Genomic DNA, 17203 nt, shown 5'->3' with positions numbered 1-17203 from the left:
ATGGTGACCCCTGATAGGTTATTAATTAGCATTTTCTGTCTTATTCCCCTTTTTCGGGGGATGGGCAAAGAAACCCGTTATTGGAAGTTATTCCAAACCCCTCTTTATTTGGAGAGAGGCACGATTTGCTCTCAATATTTTTTCTTTTTAAGTAAGTAAAGTCCTGTCAGATTAGCTCCTAGTGCAATCACACCTATAACAACAGAAACACTTAGAGAAACTACCTGATTTGGAATTAGATTAATAATGTCTGTTGAAAGTAATATAATGGTTGCCAGCCATGTTAAACCAACAATTTGAAGCCAATTTGTTTTCTTTGCCATAATCTATTCACCTCTTTCTTTCATTGTATCAGTCAACAGAAAAGATTTGTACAAATTTGGATGAATAGGATATTCATGTAAAGTTAACATGACGCATCATTATCGGGATTCAATGTATTTAGAAGACTATTAAAAGTCCTCCAGATTGTTTAACTGGAGGACTTTCGTGTTCACATAATTATAGTTACCGGAAGTTGTTTTTAAAAATATGTCGGATGGTTTAGCCATTCTTCAATACCAACAGAACCTTGAACTGATAGCAAACGATATAAATATCTATATGGTTTTCTAACATAAGTTAAATCAGGAATATCCCGTACAGATATATATCCTCTAATAAAGTCTTCAGCACTCTTCTTATCCAATACATATTCTAAAGCAATAAAATCTAACTCTCTAGGTGCTACAGCATAAGCTTCTGTATCTACTAATCCGGTAATTTCAGTTCCATTGCTTAAAAATTGTGTGGGATCCATATCGACTAAAATAAAATTACTTTCTGTTGGAGTAGGAATCCTTTTTAATAACAATTGTATTTCAGGAAGAACTTCTAATATTTGTTGGTTATTTTTATAAAATCTCTCAGTTAGCTGTTGCATTATGTTTATAAGCGTACTGTGAAAATCGTAAATAGATGTTTGATGAGTCCCTAATGGATTACCTATGTAATTAAAGCTTTTTTGATGGATGAGTGCTAATCCTTTCCCCAAGCTTTCTAATATGGAAGATGGTTGATTCAAAAAAGTATGTATCGTATGCCCATTTAACTTTTCTACTACCACGTATTCCTTATTATCTATAGTCATTTTTCGTAGAACCCTTGGTACAGGAAATGAACTTAGTTCCGCTAAGGAGTTATTAATGACTTCTAAATGAAATACATTTCGAGGATCAATCCCAAATAGCTGTTTACACCCCCACCAGAAGTCATTATGAGGTTCTTGAATCATTTGTGAGGAACGTACAATGACTTCCTCGGTTTCCGTTTTAATTAACAATACATTACTGGCGTGATTTTCATATCCAGGATGCAATTCTGTTATCGATTGGATTGAACTATTAAACAAGATTTGTAACTTTTCCATGAATGAATGCCTCCTTTTTATATAAATTTAACATAGGAAAAGCATGAATACCCTATTCATGATCGGTTGACATAACGTCTCATTATCAGCAGTAACCAAATCCCAGAAAACTCTTCATACCAAGAGTTTTCCAGCCTTCCGTTGCCTCCGCTGTATGCGGAATTTCATACATTCCTGTCACAACAGCATTTGCTAGTTCAAACCGTTCCCGTAGCCTGCATGAAATCGTGCATATCCTTAGCGTATAAAATCAGCGTTTTGCCATCAGTACCCCAAAAAGAACTTGTAGCAATCACTACAAGTTCTTTTTGGGGTACTCCATTTTGTTTGTTATTAACTATATTAAGACGTTTAAAAAGATTCTTAGAATAAGTGGAAAGTTTTTGCTTAGTACTTGCATATATTTTAATTGTAAGCTAGGGAAAGGGGATTGATGGTACAGTGATATATCAATATGAAATTGACTTTTCCGTGATGTATAACGACAGGGTAACAACCGTACAATCTGCAACAGTTCCAGCACAGTCTTTAGAATTCGCAAAAGAAAAATTAAAAACAGAAATTAAACGAAGAATAGGTAATTGTGAAATTTCAATTCGCTCCGCAAGCTTGCAAGTTTCAGAAGACGAAAAGTATAGTATTATGATCTAAACTGTAAAATGCAAACCTTAATTCAGGGTTTGTATTTTATATATCCTATTATGGTATGTGAAATTTTTAAAACCCTGTATTTAAAATGAGTAGCATAAACTACTCATCTTTTGTATGCAATTTCAATTGCATACTTGGATGTTCTTCAGGAAGTAAATCCATTTCGTAAAGTCTTACTTCAATTTTCCGCATACATGCGTGTAAATCTTCTTTTAGTTGGCGATCACTAATCCGCAAAATGTCCCATCCTAATTTCTTTAGATAAGAATCTCGGATTGCATCTTTCCTTTTAGCCTCGGGTGTATTATGAAAAGTGTAACCATCCACTTCTATACACAACTTTTTCCCGTTTTTCCCGTATATCGCAAAATCTAACCTGTATCTTCCAATCTTTTCTTGAACAATAGGAGAAAGGCCCATGTAACGCAATTGATCATAAACTTTTCGTTCTAAGTTATTTGCACATTGTTTTCTTTTCATATCGCTATCTGGATCATAGGAGTTTTTCCAAGTAATGTTGGCCAATACATAAAAGAAAATTAAAGCCACTATAACAACTAAAAAACCACTCATATACTTCCCACCTTACCTAAGTAATTTATCTGTATTGAAAAAATGTAATCGAATAATTAATTAGGTTTTTACATTTGTTCTTACTTCAGTAGTATTACCTATGTTTTATGTGTTCAGACCTAACAATATCAAGAAACATTAACATATTAAATTCATGTAAAAAATGTGAACTTTAATTCTAGGTTTGCATTTTTTATATCCTATTATGGTGCGTGAAATTTTTAAAAACCTTTATTGAAAATACTCATAGAAGAATAGCATTCGACATATTTCCGTAGTCTTTTCAGAATAATTAAAATTAAATTACTAATCTATGTAACACAAAAAAAGCTGAATCCCTTCTTACAGAAGGAGTTTCAGCTTTTTATTTTTTAAGCATACACTTTACAACAAGTTGCATTTATACTTCAGTTTATTCGCAACTTGTAGCTATTACTATGAATGCTATATTCTTCAAAATTATTACAACTTTTTTTATTTGTTTTATATTATTCTATGTCTTCTTAAAAGAAATAATTCCATATTTATGAACAAAGGTTTAATTTTATGGAATTTTGTACAAGCTATTAGTACCACAATAATCATTCGGAGGGAGTATCCATGTTTGGGTTAGGTAAAAAGAGAACTCCATTTGGCAACTATTTAGATCGTCGGGGAATTAAACAACAATGGTTAGTGCAAAAGACCGGATTAAGTAAATCATTAATAAGTGATTTAGCAAATAAAAAGGATCGTGTTCCTACACTTACATCAGCAACTAAAATAATTAAAACGCTGAGAAAATTTGATAAAGGCATTGATTATCATGACTTTTGGAATATAGATATTTGAAGACTCTTATAATATTTCATTCATAACAAATGTTCTCATGAAAACATTTTGTTTTACAGCATATTGTTCTAATTTAGATTGTCGGTAATTCGATAATGTAAAGAATATAATTACTGGAACAATATCATTCTGTCGTTTATAGATATCTGTTATATGGCCATATAACTGTACTTTATGTTCATTTGCTTTCATGTGTTGCATACGGTCTATTTCAACAAAATGGGGGACTTTATCCTCAAAGTAAATTGCATCTGGAATGATTTGATGTTGCTGACCATTGATTGAAAATTCTATGGGGCGCTCCGTTTTCCATTCAGGAAATCCAAGCCACATCCAACCTTCATTTCGCATTAATATGTGTTGTAATTGACTATTTTTCTTTACTTCCTTTGTCACTCCTAATAAATCACGTCCTTTTTTATTAAGGTAATAAACATACTCACGAGCCAATTTAGTGATATGGCAATATGGTTGTAGATCCTTTAGTACTCGATTTGCATTTCGAATACTCCCTAAGCAATGAATAGCTTGCAATTGCCTTCTGGTTGCAAAGTCTAATTTACTCAAAGTGGATAAAATCTCGATTTGCCTCGCTTTCTGTTTGAGGGTTTGATGCCTCATGTTGCTTCACCACCTTGTATTGCTTCAATAAATCCCACATATCTTTATCCTTTAAATAAGGAACTTGAATTTCTTCTGTACGATCCGTTTTAAATAATGCTCTACCCGGAAGAGAAGGGAGTTCTTCAAGACCAGATTCATCTAAAGCTACTTGAGAAGCGACTGCCGTTGGCAAACGGAAACCTAATTTTGCATCGCTGTTTTGTTTAATTTGCCTTGGTAGGGTGTCTGCGGTTGGATATTGCGTGCAAAAAATTAACCTAAAGCCTAAACCTCCCCCAATTCTTGCAATCTCAGATAACATCTCCTGACATATATATAATAGGTCCCGTTGTTTCTTAGGTAACCCTTGCGTTGGACACAGATTTGCTCCTTCATCTACTATGATGAAACAACGTTCTTTAATTGATGTGTCTACAACATTGTTAAAATAGGACTTTTTCATTATCTCAATCTGGTTCACCATCTTTTCACGTACTCTAACTAACATCTCTAACGCCTGTTCTGGATTTTCAGCAACTTCTACTACTTGCGACAGATCTTTATAAGGACTAAATTCTAGTCCTTCCTTCAAATCAATGATGTGGAATTTTACATGCTGAGGTTGTTGTAGAATTAAACTCGTCATTATATTTTTTAGAAATACTGTCTTTCCAAAACGAGTCATGCCACTTACGCACATATGTGGTGTTTTCTCGAAATTATGATATATGTGTTTATCTAATGCTTTCCCTATCATAACGCTCCATGTGTGCTCTTTTAAAAGATCCTTAGACCAATTCCACCTCTCAGGTATTTGTTGCTTAAATACTCGAATATATAGCTCTCTTTGTTGAAATGAAATTTTAACAGGTTTGTATAATCCTTCTTCTAATACTTCAGCTAATTTTTTAATAAGTTGGCTAGGTACGCCTAGCGGTAATTTGTAGACATAATTCATACTTATGTCATCTTCAACTTCTTTTATAAAAATGGGGTATTGGAGTTCACCTTTGTGCTGAACGCATACCTTTGTAATCTCAAAAAAAGTTGCAATTTTTTTCTTATCAGTCATCCCTTTATTTTGATAAAAATAAGCTACTGTTATAAAGGTTACTGGGATTAATAAAAGTGACAGCATCTCCTCCATGCCTCCTATTAGGTAGTTGAGCATGTATGGCAGGTAAAAAAGGCTACATCAAGATGCATTACTACAACTATTTTCAACTACCAGTTGTAATACTAACGTAGAAACACATCTAGTATATCTATTAGCACGTACCAAACTGTACCAATCAGCAGGCATTTAAGCCCCGCACGTAGCAACCAATCTGGAAGGTTTAAACCTTTCTTTTTCAATAATTTGATTCCTAAAACTGAAGCACCAGTAACACCATAAACAACCCCTAATTCTCCGATAATCGTCAAGTTAACCCCACCCTTTCGGTTTGATGGATAGCTTTCCTTGGCAATCTTTGTACAATTGATAATCATCAAGCAATTCATTCCAGGACACAGCCTGTTCATCCCCATACAAATCATCTTCAATTTTTTGACTCAAATAATAATAGCCTCTGTATTGTCGATCTAGGTATACTTCATGCCGTAGCATGTGTTCTTGTATAGCACAAATATCCTCCTCCTTGTTTGTATTGTTAAACATTTGACGTAGGGTTTTCGAAGAATACAAATAAGGTGTACTGTACAACATTTGATATTGGCTCACATCTCCTCACCATCCATATAAATTTCTAGGCGCATTTAATAAATATGATGATGATTCATTTTTTCGAATTTGTACTTAAAAAAATACAAGAGTGCCATTTAATGGATTACTCTTGTACGTTAATTTAAAGGTATTTAAACAACAAGGTTACTCAATTTTTTACTAATATTTTTAAATATTCATACCCGTCTCTTGTAATCAGTAGCTCTCTACCCTTCATTTCTACGCTACCCTTCAATAACATATTTGAATGTCTCACCCACAAAAAATATATATATTTAGGGTTTTTACCTAGCTTTATACTCGCTTCACGAGCCGTTAAGATCTCATTCCATATGTATGACAAAAATGCCCCACCCCCTAGCATCTTAATTTATTTATTCCATTCACAAGGTACTATACAATATCCTTTTTTTGATGTCCTATAATTTCTTATCTTTCATTTTCTTTTTTACGCTGTTGCTGCTGTCTTTGTTGCTCTTGTCTGTCTATCTCCACTCCTTTTTCTTTTCCTAAACTTCCATAAAGTAAATTTCGTTCTTTTGTCAGTAATGACAACTTATAATGCAATTCAGCTTCATCAGTTATGTCATAATTCTTTTTGAGATAGTTCATATCACGCTTGGCAACATCATACTGTTTAAATTCATGATAATGCTCTTGTTTAAACGCCATTTTATTTTCAGCTTTTTTATACGCCACGATTAAAGGATGACTCTGTTTATAAGTTTGGAAACAACCCTTCATTTTCTTTAGTCTAAAAATTTCATTATCAATACCTAAAAGTTGCTTTTCAAAGCTGTCAATTAACGCTTCCTTAGTCGCTTCAATTTCATCAAGTTCTGAAAGTGAAACATTTAGTTTATATAGCTTAGAGCTTAATTCATTTAAGTAATTAATATTTTGTTTAGTAGCCCACCGTTGAAGTCCCTTATTATTTTTAAATTTCGCTTGTGATTTATCTATCCATTGTCTGTTCATTATGCTTGTTTTGATTGGTGAATAACCTTTGTTTTCTATTCTGTATTTGATAGAAGATTCAAGGTAATTAAACCCCATTGTTTTAGTCCTCATAAATTTCTCTGACTTCGGATTCTGAAACGATAGATATTTTCCTTGTTTATGCTCATATCCTTCTTTTTGCATTAAACTTAAAAATTCATCAAATGAATTTGATTTTGATATATTTTTATCAATTATTTCTTCTAATTTTCCTTTGAAGGATTCCTTCTTTGATCTAGCTACATATTCGTTAAAAGCTAAATATTTTTTTCTTCCTTTTCTTCCTGCTTCGATTATCGACAAACCATATTTTTCAGAGATTTTATCATTTTCTAGACGTAATCTATCCAAAGAATTTGCACGCTTAGAATCGAACATTTTTAAGTTATTAAAATCAATATCATTGAAAATAATATGATTGTGTAAATTATCTGTTTCTGTATGTGTAATTACTGTATATTGATGATTGCCTTTCAGATAATTATCAGCAAATTCAATTCCGTACTGATGAACTTGCTCTGGGGTTAAAATATCATCACTATCAAACGATTGAATTATCATTCTTGCACTCATGTTTTTATTACTATTATTCTTTTCATTGTAGTCAACTAAAACACTTTTAAAATCTCTCTCTATTGTTTCAATAGAACACTCATACGATGTAACTAATTCCTCGTTTGTTTTATGCTCTTGCATGCCGTAATTAATGAATGCCCCTAAATTCCTAACTTTTTGTATTTTAACAATAGACATTGTAATCAATCCTTTAATTAATAAATTTCAAATTCATCTAATATATCTTTCAGTTCAAACCAATCATCATCTGAAAAAACATTATCGAGTTTAGATAACTTAAATTTCAATTTCTGTGCAAAAATAAAAATGCTATCGGCCAATTTTATTAATTGGTCATCACCTAACTTATAAAGCGTATCTCCATATAAATATTTCCATACGTATTCTGTTACTACCTCATCTTGTTCAGGAGAGTTTTCTATACATTCTATAATATAAACAAAATCTTCTTTTATCTTTTCATACACTTCTTCTAATACTAATTTTTTTGGTATCTTGATTTGATTTTCTGATAATGATTTTATTAACTTTTCCTTCTGTTTTTTACTCAAGCTATCGCTATTAAACTTAGTTTTTAAATCAATTAATCGGTCATATTCTTTATTGATTAATTTTATGATTTTCTTCTGATTAATTTTCAAAAAATCAATATCATAATCAGTATAAATTCCATCTGTATTGATTCTTCTAATTAGGCTATTTATGTTCTTACCAATGTAATTTATTTCTTTAGTTAAATCTCTATAAGCTTTCATATCCACTTCAAGTTTGAAATGTGATTTTGCGGAATCAATAAGAAAAGCTGAAACATTTTTATAGCCCAATTCTTCAGATTTATTTTTAATGTATTCTTTATCATCTTCGGTTAATCTCATTTGAAAATAAGTATTAGTTCTAACCATATTTTATTTCCTCCTGATAATTTATTTTATTTAACATTTTATCGAGCGAAGCGACAACAAATATATAAGTGATTTTGAAAAAATCGCTTATATATATTTGTAAAGGTCGTAGGAATCTCCTACCAAGTCAAAAACACCGTTTTTGGGGTTTGGCATGCCAAACCCGTAGCTTGCCTTTTGCTAAAGCCTCAATAAATTTTTCTGAAAATTATATCATCTTTAGCTTATATATGGTGTAATTTGGTAAAATAATTTATAAAGGGGTTGGTATGAAAATGGTTTCTGTAGATGAACATACACCGGTCGCAATGGAAGTTGTAGCACAAACCATAAAATTATCAGAGCAAGCTTTATTACGTCTTTTAGAAGCATTAACAAAGTTACTGGAAAATAAAGAACAAGATCCAAAAGATTATATTCTTGATGAAAACACCAAAGATGGTAAGCAAAAAATCGACGAGCTTATTAAAAAGCATGAAAAAAGTGGTGGCGTAATTGCTTTAGATGAAAATTTAACTAAGCAGCAATTACGCGATTATCAATAAGAATTTTAAAAATTAGGCGTGGATTTTTCCGTTGTGAGAAATGGTAAATAGGATTATTCTTTCTTCTTTTCCGCAGCACAAGCAAATGTAATTGAAAAAGCATTAAAAAATGTAGTTGAAAAAAAATTGCAGTATTAGAAAATGAAGAAGTTAAAAAAGTAGAAAAAGATTTAGAAGAAGTTCGTGAAGATTTAACAAAAGAACAAGCTGAAGAAGTAAAAGAACCCTATGATAAAAATTCTACATCAGAAGAAGAAATTCCTAAAGAAAACATTATTACTGTAGTTCGCAAACAATGTTGGATGGTTTAACAATCGGGCGCGTTACTGGAACAATGATAGTGCGGTTTCTTCTTCAAGTAATGGGGACAAGTTAATGGAAGAGGCTATGTGAAAATATAAATTTATGTGTTAATGCTAAATGTAATATACAAAAGTCAGGAGGTGATTATATGGAGAAATCTATACATTATACGATTGAGCCCCCTGATAACTTTGAGCAATTACTAACCCTATATGAATCTTTAGAATGGAATTCACTTAAATTAACAGTTAATGAATTGGAACAAATTTGTAATCAAAGTTGGTATGCAATATATGCTTTTGATAAGCAACAATTAGTAGGTATGGGACGTGTTATTTCGGATGGTGTAATTACTGGAATTGTATGTGGAGTGGGTGTGCTACCAAGCTATCAGTCTGAGGGAATCGGAAAAGAAATGGTGAATCGAATTATTCAACATTGTGAGCAAAATCGAGTAATTCCTCAACTTATGTGTGTAGAAAGTTTGGAAACATATTATGAAACTTTTGGATTCAAGAAATTTACCATTGGTATGACAAAGAATATAAATCGATAAATTTAAATTAATTTATTGTAGGGGCCTTGGTAGAAAAATCGTAATTTTCCGCCAAAACCCCTTGTAGAATTAACAGATGCTTATATTGAATAAGCAATAATCTTCAACATAGGTAGAAATGATCAAACTTTTTTATAAAAACCAAAATTAAATCTGCTGAAAAAGAATCCATTTTGATCAGTCTTTTTTCAAAATGGATTCTTTTTATTTATCGTCAAACTTGGGATTACGAGGTGTTTTTAAACAAACTTCATTTCAAAGTTACACCTGATGGTATGCAAATTAGACAACAAAAGTACTTGAATAGCATAGTAGAACAAGATCATCGTTTTATTAAGAAACGTGCACGCTCTATGCTGGGATTCAAATCATTTAAAACAGTAACGTTTATATTGAGTGGGGTGGAATCCATGCATATGATAAAAAAGGGACAGATTGATTTACGGAATCAGTCTGTCCAAAGTCAGAAAGAGTTTATTCATCAAGTGTTTGGACTTATAGCATAAAATACGAGAATCTACTACCATCCATGTTCTTCTTCATATATTTGCACCAGAACTGTAATTACCGATGAAATTAAAAATAAATCTAAACAAATCGAAGAATCTAGAACAAATAAAGTAAACAAAGTACTAATTTAAATTTATCTTCCCTAATACAACAATATATAAATATAGTAAAATGGTAGTTGGATAGGAATACGATATACTTGTAAGTATTATTGAAATTAAAGTGGTTATCAAGTCAAATAAAGGCACTCATAAGAGTGTCTTTTCTTTATGAAAAAATCCCCACACATTGTGCAGAGATCCTATATATTATTTCGTTACCATTTCTTTTTTCTTGGATAAATGATTTTTTACAGATGTTTTAACCTTCTGTAAATCTAACTTTTCATTTGGAATAATGTCTACAATGCTAGATTTAAACAAAAAGTGTTGTTTCTCATCAGTCTCAACATAAATCATATATTGTTCTCTTCCAACTACTTTTCCCTTTAATGACTTACTATTACTCAACACAAACGTACACTGTATTTCATAATGCTCTAGATACATTAAGATACTATCAAAAAACATATGCATGATCTTCATCCCCCTTTTGGTTCAAGTATAACAAAAAAAGACCATCAAACGACGGTCTTCTCTTTTACCCTTCTTTTTTCAGCAAATCTCTGCTATGATGAAGGATAGATACATAGATTTTCAAACAAATAACTTTATATAAAATTAAAAAACCCCCGGCTCAGTTTTTAGATGGTAGAGGTTGGCCGCCAGACCACCATTTAAAAACTCCAAAAGCAGAGGTTTTGTAAATTACGTCATTAAGTTAATACTATCTATAACGATAGTATCATAACTTCAAAAAAACGTAAATACAAATCCTCTACTTTCCTATACCCAATTTTAAGCCGGGGAGGAAAATGGAGGATTTTTTATTATGACTAATGATGTTTTTAAACACGCTCGGAAACGCGGGCACAGTATTGTGGAAAATGCACTATTAGATGATTGTAACCTAACTGGAATGGCGAAATACCTTTTAATTCAGTTCTGTTCGCATCGTGATGGAGTTTGGAAGGTTAATATGCCAGACATTATTAAACGTTCTAAAAACGGACGTGATGCACATTATAACGCACTTAAAGAATTGATACATAATAAATATGTTGCCCGTGTTAAAGTTTTAGAAAAGGGTAAGTTCATACAACAAATTTACATTTATGGACAGATAAAAGAAGATGTAGCTGAAATGTTAGAAGAAACTCTAGAAGAACTAAAAACACAAGATTATACGGTTCGTGTAGAGTTCGGAGAGCCTCTTCCTGAAAATCCGGAAATGGTTTCCGAACGTTCGGAGGGCTCCGAAAATCCACTTCCTGAAAATCCGCATGTGGAAAACCCGAATCCGGAAAGTCAGTACAATATAAATAACCAAAGAGAAAATACCAAAAAAGAAAATACCAAAACATATATAAATGATATAGCAAAACTTGATGATGATAAGCGAAGCTTCTCTTCTCCTTCCTTAACTGAAGAGCAATTAAATTTAATCGTTAATACTCTTCGAGAAGCTACAAAAGATGAATTAACAGATAGAAGCTTCAAATCTGTTTTACGAAAAGTAATGGATAAATACAATCAAGGGAAAATCTCTAACTTTAGGGATTATTTAATTACGGCATTGGTTAATAAAATCGAAGATTTGGAACTTCGTAGAATTAAAGAGAATGCAAAGAAACAATTAGAGTCAGACAAACTGGATAGAAATATGGTAGCTAAGTCACTTTCGGAACATGAATATACAGGTAAAGTTCCGTTTTATGATTGGTTAGCTTCATAAACGAATTTTTAATTACCAAAGATGTTTCCTTGCTGATAGAAAGCCTTGTACCGCCTCTTTTATGGATGCTTGTTTCGGATGAAATCGGTTGGCAATGACTTGTTGTTTTAACCATTTCCACAGTCTCTCAATGGGGTTCAGATTCGGTGAGTACGGCGGAAGGTATACGAACATCAGCCGCTCTTTCTGTTCATACAAGAAGTTTTGTACGGATTTACTTTTATGAATGCGAGCGTTGTCTGTGGCCATGACCACAAACTTATCTTTGTATTGCTTTAACACATAGAAGAGGAATGACAAAAAGTCTTCCTGTTTACAGGAAGACGCCGTCTGGTGTACTACTTCTCCTGTTTGGGCGTTTACTGTTCCAAAAACGGTTACGCTGGTATGATGACCGTAAGTTGGAATCTGTTTTTGCGATCCCCGTTGTGACCAAGTAGCGTGTAGACTTTGATACGCTCGCACATGCGTCTCATCTTGATAGAGAAGAACCATGTCGTCATTCAGCAGTTTTTTTTAATCAAGGTAATTTGATGTCGGAACATACGCTGTTTCTTGGGATCTGCCTCCTTGAGTGTGTAGGTCGGACGGGTATAACTTAACTTCAACCGCCAAAGCATGCGTAAAACACCTGTAGTCGACATTTCTACATCATACGTACGACGCAAATATTCCTGAATGACTGGTGTAGTCCAGGACACAGCACTTCCCAAGCCTTGATCCGTCGGTGTGCTTGTTAGAATGATTTCTGTGAGCGCCTGTTGTTGGTCGTCCGTTAGAAAACATGCGCGTCCCGGTGCCATTTTACGCTCAAGAAGGAGGTCCATGCCACCTTCATTAAACCGTTTTACGTATTCGGAAACAGACTGGCGATGGATCCCACAAATCTCGGCTGCTTCTTTGCCCAATTTCCCTTGCATGACGAGACGCACAGCCATAATCCGTGTGCGAAAAAATGCATTGCTTTCCTATTTTTCTTGTATCCGCAAGTCAGTAACCGTAAGGCCATGTGTATTTGTAATCGTCAAACGTTTCATTCATAATCCGCTCCTTTTTCTTGTCCTTGGAACCAGTATGGACAAGAAAAAGGAGCGGATAAGCACAGAAGATGAAGAAATTAGTCAGTTATATATAATACCATTACCTAAATCATCACATTTAATTATGATTATTCAAAATAGAAATATCCTTTTTGGGAATTATTGGTTTTGAGGTGGGGATTTTGGCGAAGACAAGGATTCCTCTTTCACTATCACGAATGTTATAACGTGAGGTGATGGTGCTATGACAGATAAAACAGACAGCTCTCAATCTATACATGCCAGCAAGGACGTAGCAGTGTTATTGAAGATCCAGGAGTCTACTTTACGTAAGTACTGTATCATGCTTGAAGAACATGGATATCACTTTCATAAAAATGAGCATGGCCATCGTGGATTCATGGATAACGACGTTATAACACTACGTAAATTAATTGAAATAAAGTCGCACCCTGATATGACATTAAAACAGGCTTGTAACGCAATAATGACATGGATTAAAGAAAAAGATATAGCAGATGTCGATACTGATGTTATAACGCGAAATGAGAAACATGACGAGCGATATAACGAGTTAAAAGAAATGATTCAGCAGCAGAATGGCCTATTAAAGCAAATGGCTAAGAAATTAGATGATCAGCAGCGATATATTGACGAGAGATTAGAGAAACGAGATCAATTACTTATGCAAACAATTAGAGACTCGCAGGAGCAAAAAGCTCTTTTAGAAGCAGCTGCAACGAATAAGAAGTCTTGGTGGAGATTCTGGTGATGAGTCTCTTTTTTATTTAAATAATTATATAACTGTTATATAATTATTTTATAAGTATTAATCATTTGTTGTGAATCTACCAACTTTCAGTTAGAATAAACTCATAAATACATAATTCTTATATAACAGATAGATAATTATTAATTATTTTCTAGGGGGAAATAAAATGACAAAAGTATTTGCAATTGATCATGGGAATGGGGCTGTTAAAATGCGTACAGATGTGTTTAAAAAGACACTTCCATCTATCTATTCATTTGCTTCTAATGTAGGCGAAGCACTATCTGGTGGTAAAATGAAGTTAAAAACATATAAAGTTGACGGCGCTGAATATGTATGGGGCGATGACATCATCAAAGTGAGTAACACTTTGAACACATACGCTCAACAAAATCGTTATAAAACAAATCAATACAAAACATTATCTAAGATTGCTTTAGCTGAAATGGCAGTTAAAACAAACATAAAAAGTTATGATGAAGTTTTAGTTGTGACTGGTGTTCCTAGTCAAGAAATCGGGACAAAAGCAGTTGATGAAATTAAAGAAGTATACCAAGGAGCTCACGAAATTGAAGTGAATGGTAAGAAAGTAACGATTAATGTTGTGGATGTAATCGTTCTTGCTCAACCGGTAGGTACAGTTATGAGCCGTTACTTAGATGAAGATGGTTTTGTAAGTGATGATTCTTATGAAGATATGATTGTAGGTATTATTGATATCGGAACAGGTACAACTGATTTAGATGTAATCTCTATGTTGCGTCGCGAAAAAGAGTCTACTTCTGTTCCAAAAGGAATGCATGATGTATATGAGCCGATTGTTTCTAAAATCAAGAAGGAAACAAGTGCTACTATTAATGATTATAAATTAGAAAAAGTATTTGAAATTGGAGAATATCAAGCTTCTAAACGTATGGATTCAATTGACTTCAATGAAGAGAAATCAGCTTCAATTAAAGAAGTTTATGATTTCATTGTAAATGGTGTAAATAATGCTTGGAAAACATTCGACCGTTTCGATGAAGTACTTGTTTCTGGTGGTGGTGCGAATACGTTCCATCAGTTATTAGAAGAGTGGATTGGTAAAGTAACAAAATTAGAAGAAAGCCAAACGGCAAACGTAGAAGGTTTCTATAGATACGGAAAATTCGAGGTAGGCGAAGAAGATGGCGAATAAGACGTACCTTTTGTCTTATGATGATGTTCTAGATAAGGACATTAAATTATGGTTAGAGTCTTTACCACGTAATCGTAAGGCAGAAATGGTAAGAACAGCTATTAGACAATACATTCATACTAGTGGAACAGCTCCGATTGTTGCACAAGTAATTGAGACGAAAGAAGAACCAAAAAAGAAGAAACGTCCAAAATTAAATCGTGGTGGAAATTTTGAATCTGAATAACTAGTAAAAGCCCTGTTTATACAGGGCTTTTAAACGGTTCTGGTGCAAACTTCAAAATATATGAAATTGGTCTAGTAAACTTGGACATACTGATAGCGATGGGGTCTCGCCAACAGAACACGAATTTCGTACGCTAAGCATCTAGAATAATAACCTTTTATGGTAAAATTATAAAAATGATGGTGAGGACAGTGAAGTTGGTGGTTTTATTGGTGATTTGTACGATTGTTGGTTTAATTATTATGATAAGTGGTTATCAAATTCATATTAAAAAACGCTTATCTCTTATTGCTGGATATCAGGAAGAAACTTTTATTGGTGACAAAAATAAACTAGCTAAATTATGCGGTATATTTGCTTACGTAGTAGGAATTGCTACATTTTTACTACCTTTTGTAGCTTTTGAATAAAGTTTGATTAAATTAACTTAATAAACCTTGATAAAAGAGCAAATAGAAAAAGCGTGTTTTGAAAAAAAGATTGATCAAAACACGCTTTTTCTATATTCAATTGAATCATCCTTTTATAAAAAAATTTGATAATTTTTGTGATCCCTGCTCAATTAAAGCGCCCTTTTATTGAACAATTGGTTGAAATTTTATTGTTGAAAATTAATTAAAGACAGGGGTTCTCTAGGATAATCCTAAGTATAAATAATATTGTAAGTCGGTTTGACAACTCCACTAGAGTACTGTTTCATGTCCACTAACTTTAAGTTAAGACGTGGCCTTACGCTTCCGAATAGAGAAATACCTTCACCGACTATAATTGGATTAACCTTCAGCACCAATTGATCAATGAGTTTATGTTTAATCAACGACCCAGCTAATTCTCCGCCTCCACATAGCCAAATTTTACCCTCCCCTTGCTGTTTGAGATTCTTAATAAATCCTATAGCATCACCTTTGATAAGTTCGACCTCTTCGTTTGACTCAAACTGCATGGAGTTTGAAAATATGTAATGTTTTATGCCCTTATAGCCAGGTTCACCTGGTTTAGCACCGAATTGAAATCCAAACTCATATGTTTTTCTACCCATCAATACGGCATCGTATTGATGAATATCTGATAAAAAGTCTGGGACATGATCCCCATCAAATAAAAAGCTAGAATTATTAATATTTCTATCTATCATACCTTGATCTGCAATAAAGTTATCTAGTGAAACTGCAACATGATAAATCAATTCAGCCATTCAGTTATCCCTCCAGGAAAATGAATTACCTAATTAATTCTATAAAACTGGTTTCATTTCCTTTTCTTATTAATCAACCTGTCCCGGTTAACTCAATAAGCTTTATTCCATTAAATGGCCCGCTTGTGGAACAAAGAAATACTCTACAAAACGGATCTTTTTATCAAACTTTTTTACAAGTTATCAATCTTTATTATAAATAATCGAACTTTATTTTAAATCAACACCTTTTGGATTAGAAATCTTCGGGAATATTGCAAGTATTATCTATGAAGTATGTTTATGTGGGGAAGTAATAGTAGTTTTGATATGGAAACACTCCATTAATAAACTATCTTAAGAAAAAGAGTCTAGCATATCCAGACTTTTTTTCTTAAAAAAAACAAAAACGGTCGTTTGTGGAACTTTATTTATTTCTACTAAATTAGAATGAAATACAGTTAAAAATCAGCCCCAAAACTCATCACCAAAAATAAAGTACCATAACAATCATTCACAATACTGATCTTTTGTTTTATGCCAATTGTGTAAACCATCTTGTGTTGGTCCGCCCTGCCGCTGACAGTGTTTATCTACAATTATGTTTGTTGCTACGAAACCCGTGGCCACGCAAAACGCTATGCCGATGATCACATATTTATTTTTCATATCGTCACCTTACCTTTTTTCAATTCCTGTATTTCCTGCATTAATAACGTTTGGTTGTATAGTAGCGTTGTCAATTGCTTAGAAACGTTGTCCAATTCCTCTAATACACGCTTATATGATGCATTCTGA

General features: G+C 33.0%; 21 protein-coding genes and 2 pseudogenes. 10 read left to right on the top strand and 13 right to left on the bottom strand.

Annotated elements, in window-relative coordinates; translation table 11 throughout:
• Window positions 1-131: 131 nt before the first annotated feature.
• Together BM211_RS21385 and BM211_RS21380 are read right to left on the bottom strand one after the other, a co-directional pair.
• Window positions 132-323, bottom strand: a complete 192-nt coding sequence (locus BM211_RS21385; RefSeq protein WP_090999444.1) for a hypothetical protein — start codon at window positions 321-323, stop codon at window positions 132-134.
• A gap of 200 nt (window positions 324-523) precedes the next feature.
• Window positions 524-1408, bottom strand: a complete 885-nt coding sequence (locus BM211_RS21380; RefSeq protein ID WP_090999442.1) for a protein kinase family protein — start codon at window positions 1406-1408, stop codon at window positions 524-526.
• Window positions 1409-1849: 441 nt separating this feature from the next.
• Here BM211_RS21380 and BM211_RS21375 point away from each other — a divergent pair, with 441 nt between their 5' ends.
• Entirely contained in the window at window positions 1850-2059 is a 210-nt protein-coding gene (locus BM211_RS21375; RefSeq protein WP_090999440.1) for a hypothetical protein, read from the top strand.
• Between the two features lie 99 nt (window positions 2060-2158).
• Here BM211_RS21375 and BM211_RS21370 read toward each other — a convergent pair whose 3' ends face one another.
• Complete coding sequence (locus tag BM211_RS21370) at window positions 2159-2632, bottom strand: endonuclease domain-containing protein (RefSeq protein WP_090999438.1); 474 nt, start codon at window positions 2630-2632, stop codon at window positions 2159-2161.
• A gap of 600 nt (window positions 2633-3232) precedes the next feature.
• Between BM211_RS21370 and BM211_RS21365 the strand changes: the two genes are divergently transcribed.
• Complete coding sequence (locus BM211_RS21365; protein ID WP_090999436.1) at window positions 3233-3463, top strand: helix-turn-helix domain-containing protein; 231 nt, start codon at window positions 3233-3235, stop codon at window positions 3461-3463.
• 6 nt (window positions 3464-3469) lie between these two features.
• Here BM211_RS21365 and BM211_RS21360 read toward each other — a convergent pair whose 3' ends face one another.
• The 6 genes from BM211_RS21360 to BM211_RS21330 all read right to left on the bottom strand — a co-directional run bounded on the left by BM211_RS21360 (window position 3470) and on the right by BM211_RS21330 (window position 8269).
• The gene (locus tag BM211_RS21360; protein WP_090999434.1) at window positions 3470-4084 is read right to left on the bottom strand and encodes a replication-relaxation family protein; all 615 of its coding nucleotides are present in this window, start codon (window positions 4082-4084) and stop codon (window positions 3470-3472) included.
• Entirely contained in the window at window positions 4023-5204 is a 1182-nt protein-coding gene (locus BM211_RS21355; protein ID WP_090999431.1) for an FtsK/SpoIIIE domain-containing protein, read from the bottom strand. The genes BM211_RS21360 and BM211_RS21355 overlap by 62 nt, the downstream gene beginning before the upstream one ends.
• Window positions 5205-5305: 101 nt before the next feature.
• A complete protein-coding gene (locus tag BM211_RS21350) occupies window positions 5306-5491 on the bottom strand; it encodes a hypothetical protein (RefSeq protein ID WP_090999429.1) in 186 nt (61 codons plus the stop codon).
• 1 nt (window position 5492) lies between these two features.
• Window positions 5493-5789, bottom strand: coding sequence for a hypothetical protein (locus BM211_RS27640; protein WP_090999427.1), 297 nt, complete (start codon window positions 5787-5789; stop codon window positions 5493-5495).
• Window positions 5790-6221: 432 nt separating this feature from the next.
• Window positions 6222-7544: a relaxase/mobilization nuclease domain-containing protein gene (locus BM211_RS21335; protein WP_090999423.1), complete on the bottom strand. Its 1323-nt coding sequence runs from the start codon at window positions 7542-7544 to the stop codon at window positions 6222-6224.
• Between the two features lie 17 nt (window positions 7545-7561).
• Window positions 7562-8269 (bottom strand): plasmid mobilization protein, encoded by a 708-nt coding sequence (locus BM211_RS21330; protein ID WP_090999421.1) that lies wholly within the window; start codon window positions 8267-8269, stop codon window positions 7562-7564.
• A gap of 269 nt (window positions 8270-8538) precedes the next feature.
• Here BM211_RS21330 and BM211_RS21325 point away from each other — a divergent pair, with 269 nt between their 5' ends.
• The 3 genes and pseudogenes from BM211_RS21325 to BM211_RS21310 form a co-directional block, all read left to right on the top strand.
• Window positions 8539-8814, top strand: a complete 276-nt coding sequence (locus BM211_RS21325; protein WP_256217182.1) for a hypothetical protein — start codon at window positions 8539-8541, stop codon at window positions 8812-8814.
• Between the two features lie 451 nt (window positions 8815-9265).
• Window positions 9266-9673 carry a GNAT family N-acetyltransferase gene (locus BM211_RS21315; RefSeq protein WP_090999419.1) on the top strand — a complete coding sequence of 136 codons (408 nt, stop codon included), beginning with the start codon at window positions 9266-9268 and terminating at the stop codon, window positions 9671-9673.
• A gap of 263 nt (window positions 9674-9936) precedes the next feature.
• Window positions 9937-10179, top strand: a pseudogene (locus tag BM211_RS21310) (DDE-type integrase/transposase/recombinase); the annotation flags it as partial.
• Between the two features lie 312 nt (window positions 10180-10491).
• Here the strand turns inward: BM211_RS21310 and BM211_RS21305 are convergent.
• Complete coding sequence (locus BM211_RS21305; protein ID WP_090999417.1) at window positions 10492-10758, bottom strand: RNA chaperone Hfq; 267 nt, start codon at window positions 10756-10758, stop codon at window positions 10492-10494.
• 355 nt (window positions 10759-11113) lie between these two features.
• Here BM211_RS21305 and BM211_RS21300 point away from each other — a divergent pair, with 355 nt between their 5' ends.
• Window positions 11114-12016, top strand: a complete 903-nt coding sequence (locus tag BM211_RS21300; protein ID WP_090999416.1) for a hypothetical protein — start codon at window positions 11114-11116, stop codon at window positions 12014-12016.
• Between the two features lie 12 nt (window positions 12017-12028).
• On the opposite strand, the gene BM211_RS21295 is transcribed toward BM211_RS21300, so the two are convergent.
• Window positions 12029-12481, bottom strand: a complete 453-nt coding sequence (locus BM211_RS21295) for an IS630 family transposase (protein ID WP_177206979.1) — start codon at window positions 12479-12481, stop codon at window positions 12029-12031.
• A gap of 38 nt (window positions 12482-12519) precedes the next feature.
• On the bottom strand, window positions 12520-12954 hold the full coding sequence (locus tag BM211_RS21290; RefSeq protein ID WP_256217181.1) for a helix-turn-helix domain-containing protein: 435 nt from the start codon (window positions 12952-12954) through the stop codon (window positions 12520-12522).
• 346 nt (window positions 12955-13300) lie between these two features.
• Here BM211_RS21290 and BM211_RS21285 point away from each other — a divergent pair, with 346 nt between their 5' ends.
• The 4 genes and pseudogenes from BM211_RS21285 to BM211_RS21270 all read left to right on the top strand — a co-directional run.
• A complete protein-coding gene (locus BM211_RS21285) occupies window positions 13301-13828 on the top strand; it encodes a DUF3967 domain-containing protein (RefSeq protein ID WP_090999412.1) in 528 nt (175 codons plus the stop codon).
• A 166-nt stretch (window positions 13829-13994) separates the two neighbouring features.
• Window positions 13995-15005, top strand: a complete 1011-nt coding sequence (locus BM211_RS21280) for a ParM/StbA family protein (protein ID WP_090999410.1) — start codon at window positions 13995-13997, stop codon at window positions 15003-15005.
• Window positions 14995-15231 carry a hypothetical protein gene (locus BM211_RS21275; protein ID WP_090999408.1) on the top strand — a complete coding sequence of 79 codons (237 nt, stop codon included), beginning with the start codon at window positions 14995-14997 and terminating at the stop codon, window positions 15229-15231. The genes BM211_RS21280 and BM211_RS21275 overlap by 11 nt, the downstream gene beginning before the upstream one ends.
• Before the next feature lie 179 nt (window positions 15232-15410).
• Window positions 15411-15626, top strand: a pseudogene (locus BM211_RS21270) (DUF3784 domain-containing protein); the annotation flags it as partial.
• 248 nt (window positions 15627-15874) lie between these two features.
• Here BM211_RS21270 and BM211_RS21265 read toward each other — a convergent pair.
• A complete protein-coding gene (locus BM211_RS21265; protein ID WP_090999406.1) occupies window positions 15875-16426 on the bottom strand; it encodes a dihydrofolate reductase family protein in 552 nt (183 codons plus the stop codon).
• Window positions 16427-17203: the final 777 nt, after the last annotated feature.

This window comes from Bacillus sp. 491mf (assembly GCF_900112415.1).
Classification (GTDB): Bacteria; Bacillota; Bacilli; order Bacillales; family Bacillaceae_G; genus Bacillus_A.
This window is presented reverse-complemented; position numbering and strand designations above follow the sequence as displayed.

What these genes read in the sequence shown, in the direction of transcription:
- BM211_RS21265 (WP_090999406.1), bottom strand. Translation starts at nt 16,426, where the DNA reads ATGGCTGAATTGATTTATCATGTTGCAGTTTCACTAGATAACTTTATT.
- BM211_RS21300 (WP_090999416.1), top strand. Translation starts at nt 11,114, where the DNA reads ATGACTAATGATGTTTTTAAACACGCTCGGAAACGCGGGCACAGTATT.
- BM211_RS21315 (WP_090999419.1), top strand. Translation starts at nt 9,266, where the DNA reads ATGGAGAAATCTATACATTATACGATTGAGCCCCCTGATAACTTTGAG.
- BM211_RS21280 (WP_090999410.1), top strand. Translation starts at nt 13,995, where the DNA reads ATGACAAAAGTATTTGCAATTGATCATGGGAATGGGGCTGTTAAAATG.
- BM211_RS21355 (WP_090999431.1), bottom strand. Translation starts at nt 5,204, where the DNA reads ATGCTGTCACTTTTATTAATCCCAGTAACCTTTATAACAGTAGCTTAT.
- BM211_RS21290 (WP_256217181.1), bottom strand. Translation starts at nt 12,954, where the DNA reads ATGGCTGTGCGTCTCGTCATGCAAGGGAAATTGGGCAAAGAAGCAGCC.
- BM211_RS21330 (WP_090999421.1), bottom strand. Translation starts at nt 8,269, where the DNA reads ATGGTTAGAACTAATACTTATTTTCAAATGAGATTAACCGAAGATGAT.
- BM211_RS21365 (WP_090999436.1), top strand. Translation starts at nt 3,233, where the DNA reads ATGTTTGGGTTAGGTAAAAAGAGAACTCCATTTGGCAACTATTTAGAT.
- BM211_RS21380 (WP_090999442.1), bottom strand. Translation starts at nt 1,408, where the DNA reads ATGGAAAAGTTACAAATCTTGTTTAATAGTTCAATCCAATCGATAACA.
- BM211_RS21335 (WP_090999423.1), bottom strand. Translation starts at nt 7,544, where the DNA reads ATGTCTATTGTTAAAATACAAAAAGTTAGGAATTTAGGGGCATTCATT.
- BM211_RS21285 (WP_090999412.1), top strand. Translation starts at nt 13,301, where the DNA reads ATGACAGATAAAACAGACAGCTCTCAATCTATACATGCCAGCAAGGAC.
- BM211_RS21385 (WP_090999444.1), bottom strand. Translation starts at nt 323, where the DNA reads ATGGCAAAGAAAACAAATTGGCTTCAAATTGTTGGTTTAACATGGCTG.
- BM211_RS21325 (WP_256217182.1), top strand. Translation starts at nt 8,539, where the DNA reads ATGAAAATGGTTTCTGTAGATGAACATACACCGGTCGCAATGGAAGTT.
- BM211_RS21305 (WP_090999417.1), bottom strand. Translation starts at nt 10,758, where the DNA reads ATGCATATGTTTTTTGATAGTATCTTAATGTATCTAGAGCATTATGAA.
- BM211_RS21360 (WP_090999434.1), bottom strand. Translation starts at nt 4,084, where the DNA reads ATGAGGCATCAAACCCTCAAACAGAAAGCGAGGCAAATCGAGATTTTA.
- BM211_RS21275 (WP_090999408.1), top strand. Translation starts at nt 14,995, where the DNA reads ATGGCGAATAAGACGTACCTTTTGTCTTATGATGATGTTCTAGATAAG.
- BM211_RS21370 (WP_090999438.1), bottom strand. Translation starts at nt 2,632, where the DNA reads ATGAGTGGTTTTTTAGTTGTTATAGTGGCTTTAATTTTCTTTTATGTA.